The sequence below is a fragment of the Phenylobacterium sp. genome (genome assembly GCF_046590535.1).
In the GTDB taxonomy this organism is placed as follows: domain Bacteria; phylum Pseudomonadota; class Alphaproteobacteria; order Caulobacterales; family Caulobacteraceae; genus Phenylobacterium.
Genome location: NZ_JBKJTG010000156.1, coordinates 1 through 4,891, shown reverse-complemented (window position 1 = coordinate 4,891; position 4,891 = coordinate 1). Strand labels below are relative to the sequence as shown.

The following is a 4,891-nucleotide window of genomic DNA, read 5'->3' as shown; positions in this document are numbered from 1 at the left end:
AGGGCCCGAACCTGGAGTTCGCCGTGGAGACCCGCGAGGAGCTCTACTACGACAAGGCGCGCCTGCTCGACAACGGCGACCGCTGGGAACGTCAGATTGCGAAGAATCTGGAACTGGATGCGCCCTATCGCTAAGAGACGGGCGCGATTCCAGGCGCTGCAAGACGCACGTCGTGGCCGGTCATGCCGGGCCACGGCATTGGTACTTTCGAGGGGTTGAGAAGAGCCGGATGGCCCTGCAGGCGATCGCATTCTACTTGCTGGCGGCGGTGACCGTCGTGGCTGGCCTCGCCGTGGTCTCGGCGCGCAATCCCGTGCACTCGGTGCTGTGGCTGATCCTGGCGTTCTTCTCCGCCGCGGGCCTCTTCGTCCTCCTGGGTGCAGAGTTCCTGGCGATGCTGCTGGTGGTGGTCTACGTGGGCGCCGTCGCGGTGCTCTTCCTGTTCGTGGTGATGATGCTGGACGTAGACTTCGCCGAGCTCCGGCAAGGTTTCGCCCGCTACATGCCCCTGGGCCTCTTGATCGCAGGCGCCCTGGCCATCGAGATGGTGGTGGTCGCCACCACCGTCGCCAGCCGCGGTGCGGCCCGCGACAGCGACGTGCCGATGCCCTCGGGCGCCGGAGTGGTGGACATCTCCAACGCCGAGGCGATCGGGCGGGTGCTCTACACGGACTATGTCTACTTCTTCCAGGCGGCCGGCCTGGTGCTGCTGGTGGCGATGATCGGGGCCATTGTGCTCACCCTGCGCCACAAGCCCGGCGTACGCCGCCAGGTGATCGCCGACCAGGTGCTGCGCAGCCCCAAGACCGGGATGCGCATCGTCGACCTCAAGTCCGGCGAAGGGATCGGCGAATGATCATCGGCCTGGCCCACTACCTGGCGGTCGCCGCCATCCTGTTCACCATCGGCGTCTTCGGCATCTTCGTGAACCGCAAGAACATCATCGTCATCCTGATGTCGATCGAGCTGATCCTCCTGGCCGTGAACATCAACCTGGTGGCCTTCTCGGTCTATCCCGGCAGCGTCACCGGGCAGATCTTCGCCATGTTCGTGCTCACTGTCGCCGCCGCCGAGGCGGCGGTCGGCCTGGCTATCCTGGTGACCTTCTTCCGCAACCGCGGCGACATCTCCGTCGACGACGCCTCGATGATGAAGGGTTGAGCGCGCGAGCATGACCGCCGAGACCCTGCTCCCCATCATTGTCCTCGCACCGCTGCTGGCCGCGCTGATCGCCGGGCTCGTGGGCCGCCGCATCGGCGACGTGGCCTCCCAGAGCGTGACCACCGGCGCCCTGCTGCTCTCGGCTGTCCTGTCGTGGGTGGTGTTTAGCCAGTGGACCTGGGGCGGGCTCGAACCCTTCACCCTGACGCTGGCCCCGTTCATCAACGTCGGCGACTTCCAGTCCAACTGGGCGATCCGCCTGGACGCGCTTTCCGCCGTCATGCTGGTGGTGGTGACCACCGTCTCCGCCCTGGTCCACGTCTATTCGTGGGGCTACATGGCGGAAGACCCCGACAAGCCCAGGTTCTTCGCCTACCTGTCGCTGTTCACCTTCTCCATGCTGGCCCTGGTGACCGCCGCCGACTTCATGCAGCTGTTCTTCGGCTGGGAAGGGGTGGGGCTGGCGAGCTATCTGCTGATCGGCTTCTGGTTCAAGAAGCCGACCGCCAACTCGGCCGCCATCAAGGCCTTCGTGGTCAACCGGGTGGGCGACTTCGGCTTCGCGCTGGGCATCATGACGGTGTTCTGGGCCTTCGGGACCATTCAGTTCGCCGAGATATTCCCGCAGGTCGCCTCGGGCGCGGCCCGCTCCTGGGAGTTCGTCGGACAGACCTGGAGCCTGATGGACCTGGCCTGCGCGCTGCTGTTCGTGGGCGCCATGGGCAAGTCCGCCCAGTTCTTCCTGCACACCTGGCTACCCGACGCCATGGAGGGCCCGACCCCGGTCTCGGCCCTGATCCACGCGGCGACCATGGTCACCGCCGGCGTCTACATGGTCTGCCTGCTTTCGCCGATGTTCGAGTACGCACCCGTGGCGAGGCATATCGTCATCGTCGTGGGCGCCGTCACCGCCCTGTTCGCCGCCACCGTCGGCCTGGCCCAGAACGACATCAAGCGGGTGATCGCCTATTCGACCTGCTCGCAGCTCGGCTACATGTTCTTCGCCGCCGGCGTCGGCGCCTATCAGGCGGCCATGTTCCACCTGTTCACCCACGCCTTCTTCAAGGCGCTGCTGTTCCTGGGCGCGGGCTCGGTGATCAACGGGATGCACCACGAGCAGGACATGCGCCGCTACGGCGCGCTCGCGAAGGCTCTGCCGATCACCTATGCGGTGATGACCATCGGCACCATCTCGATCACCGGCCTGGGCATACCCTTCCTCGACCTGGGTTTCGCCGGATTCTACTCCAAGGACGCCATCATCCACGCGGCCTACACGGCCGGCGAGGGCGATCCGCTGGCCTATTTCGCCTTCATCATCGGGGTCCTGGTGGCCGGGCTGACCGCATTCTACTCCTGGCGCGTCGCCTTCTTCACGTTCAACGGCCACGCCCGCTGGAGCGACGACCACGGCCACCACGCCGACGACCACGCCACCACCGCCCAGGCCGAGACCCACGACGAGCCCCTGGCCGACGACCACGCCCACGGCCATGGCCACAAGCCGCACGAGAGCCCCTGGGTCATGCTGGTCCCGCTGATCCTGCTGGCGGTAGGCGCCATCGGCGCCGGCTTCGCCTTCCACGAGCAGTTCATCGGCCATGAGCAGAAGGAATTCTGGCGCGGCGCGATCTTCAACGCCCCCACCAACCACGTGATGGAGCCCCATGAGGCGCCCCTATGGGTGGTGCTGGCCCCCATCGTGGTCTCGGTGCTGGGCCTGCTGGTGGCGGCCTATGTCTATCTTGTGAAGGAAGGCCTGGGCGCGCGGATCGCGGCGCGAGGCGGGCTTCTCTACACGTTCTTCTACAACAAGTGGTTCTTCGACGAGATCTACCAAGCCACCTTCGTGCGCGGCGCCAAGGCCCTGGGCGACCTCTTCTGGAAGGGCGGCGACCAGAAGATCATCGACGGCCTGGGCCCCGACGGTGTCTCGGCGGTGACCTACGCCATGGGCCGCGGCGCCGGACGCCTGCAGACCGGCTACCTTTACCACTACGCCTTCGTGATGCTCCTGGGCGTCGCGGGCTTGCTGACCTACGCCCTCTGGGCGTGGAATTCCTGAGGGGCAGATGACCGGCATCCTCTCCCTCATCACCTATGCGCCGCTGCTGGGCGCTGCGGCGATCCTGATCCTTCGGCTGTTCGGCGGCCGGGACGAGGCGCGCGCGGTGAACGCCTCCAAGTGGATCGCGCTGGTCACCACGCTGGCGGTGTTCGTACTCAGCGTGCTCCTGGTGGCGCGCTTCGATCCCAGCGATCCGGGATTCCAGTTCCTGGAGGAAGTTCCGTGGTTTGCGAGCTTCTCCTACCGCATGGGCGTGGACGGAATCTCGATCCTGTTCGTGCTGCTGACCGCCTTCCTGATGCCGCTGTGCATCGCGGCGTCGTGGCGCTCCATCGAGACCCGCGTCCCGGAATATATGGTGGCCTTCCTGCTGCTGGAGACCCTGGTGATCGGGGTCTTCTGCGCGCTGGACATCGTGCTGTTCTATATCTTCTTCGAGTTCGGCCTGGTGCCGATGTTCCTGATCATCGGCATCTGGGGCGGTCAGCGCCGGGTCTACGCGGCCTTCAAGTTCTTCCTCTACACGCTCCTGGGCTCGGTGCTGATGCTGGCCGCGATCCTGGCCATGATCGGGGTATCCGGCACCAGCTCGATCCCCGAGCTGATGGCCTACAAGTTCGACGAGGGCTTGCAGGTCTGGCTGTGGCTGGCCTTCTTCGCGTCGTTCGCTGTGAAGATGCCCATGTGGCCGGTGCACACCTGGCTGCCCGACGCCCACGTGGAGGCGCCCACCGCGGGCTCGGTGATCCTGGCCGGCATCCTCCTGAAGATGGGCGGCTACGGATTCCTGCGCTTCAGCCTGCCCATGTTCCCCAACGCCTCGGAGCTGTTCACGCCGCTGGTGTTCGCGCTCAGCGTAATCGCGGTGATCTACACCTCGCTGGTGGCGTTTCGGCAGACCGATATCAAGAAGCTGATCGCCTATTCCTCGGTGGCCCACATGGGCTTCGTCACCATGGGCATCTTCTCAGGCAACGTGCAGGGCGAGCAGGGCGCCATCTACCAGATGCTCAGCCACGGGGTGATCTCCGCGGCGCTCTTCCTGTGCGTCGGCGTGGTCTATGACCGCATGCACACCCGCGAGATCGCCTTCTACGGCGGCCTGGTGAACCGGATGCCGTTCTACGCGGCGGTGTTCATGCTGTTCACCATGGGCAATGTCGGCCTGCCGGGCACCAGCGGCTTTGTCGGGGAAATCCTGACCATGGCCGGGGCCTATGGCGCCTCAACCTGGACGGCGCTGTTCGCGGCTACCGGCGTGATCCTGTCGGCGGTCTATGCGCTGAGCCTCTACCGCCGGGTCATGTTCGGCGAGATCACCAACCCGGCCTTGGCCCAGATCAACGATCTGACCTGGCAGGAGATGGTCATCTTCGCGCCGCTGATCGTCTCGACCCTCTACCTCGGGGTCCAGCCGGACGTCGTTCTCAACATCACCGGGCCGTCGGTTGACGCCCTGGTCGGCGCCTGGCGCGCCGCGATCGCCGGGTGAGCCGCCGATGACCCTCGCCGATCTCAATCTCGTCCGGCCGGAGCTGATCCTCGCGATCGGGGCCCTGCTGTTGCTCATGGTCGGGGCCTTCCGCGGCAAGGGCGGCGGCTGGTTCGACGGCCTCGCCATGCTGGTGCTGGTTCTGGCCGGCGTAGCCGCGGTGACGGGCG

4 protein-coding genes and 1 pseudogene are annotated in these 4,891 nt (G+C 66.0%); all 5 read left to right on the top strand.

The annotated features are described in order from the left end of the window. A pseudogene (locus ACLL81_RS09380) lies at window positions 1-134 on the top strand (NADH-quinone oxidoreductase subunit I); the annotation flags it as partial. Window positions 135-229: 95 nt separating this feature from the next. Further along, complete coding sequence (locus tag ACLL81_RS09375; RefSeq protein ID WP_411288077.1) at window positions 230-856, top strand: NADH-quinone oxidoreductase subunit J; 627 nt, start codon at window positions 230-232, stop codon at window positions 854-856. After that, the gene (gene nuoK / locus ACLL81_RS09370; protein ID WP_411288078.1) at window positions 856-1,161 is read left to right on the top strand and encodes an NADH-quinone oxidoreductase subunit NuoK; all 306 of its coding nucleotides are present in this window, start codon (window positions 856-858) and stop codon (window positions 1,159-1,161) included. Before ACLL81_RS09375 ends, nuoK begins: the two co-directional genes overlap by 1 nt. 10 nt (window positions 1,162-1,171) lie before the next feature. Then, window positions 1,172-3,226: an NADH-quinone oxidoreductase subunit L gene (gene nuoL, locus ACLL81_RS09365; RefSeq protein ID WP_411288076.1), complete on the top strand. Its 2,055-nt coding sequence runs from the start codon at window positions 1,172-1,174 to the stop codon at window positions 3,224-3,226. Window positions 3,227-3,233: 7 nt separating this feature from the next. After that, window positions 3,234-4,721 (top strand): NADH-quinone oxidoreductase subunit M, encoded by a 1,488-nt coding sequence (locus tag ACLL81_RS09360; RefSeq protein WP_411288075.1) that lies wholly within the window; start codon window positions 3,234-3,236, stop codon window positions 4,719-4,721. Window positions 4,722-4,891: the final 170 nt, after the last annotated feature.

Coding starts and splice junctions, on each gene's coding strand:
- nuoL (WP_411288076.1), top strand. CDS start 1,172: ATGACCGCCGAGACCCTGCTCCCCATCATTGTCCTCGCACCGCTGCTG.
- ACLL81_RS09360 (WP_411288075.1), top strand. CDS start 3,234: ATGACCGGCATCCTCTCCCTCATCACCTATGCGCCGCTGCTGGGCGCT.
- ACLL81_RS09375 (WP_411288077.1), top strand. CDS start 230: ATGGCCCTGCAGGCGATCGCATTCTACTTGCTGGCGGCGGTGACCGTC.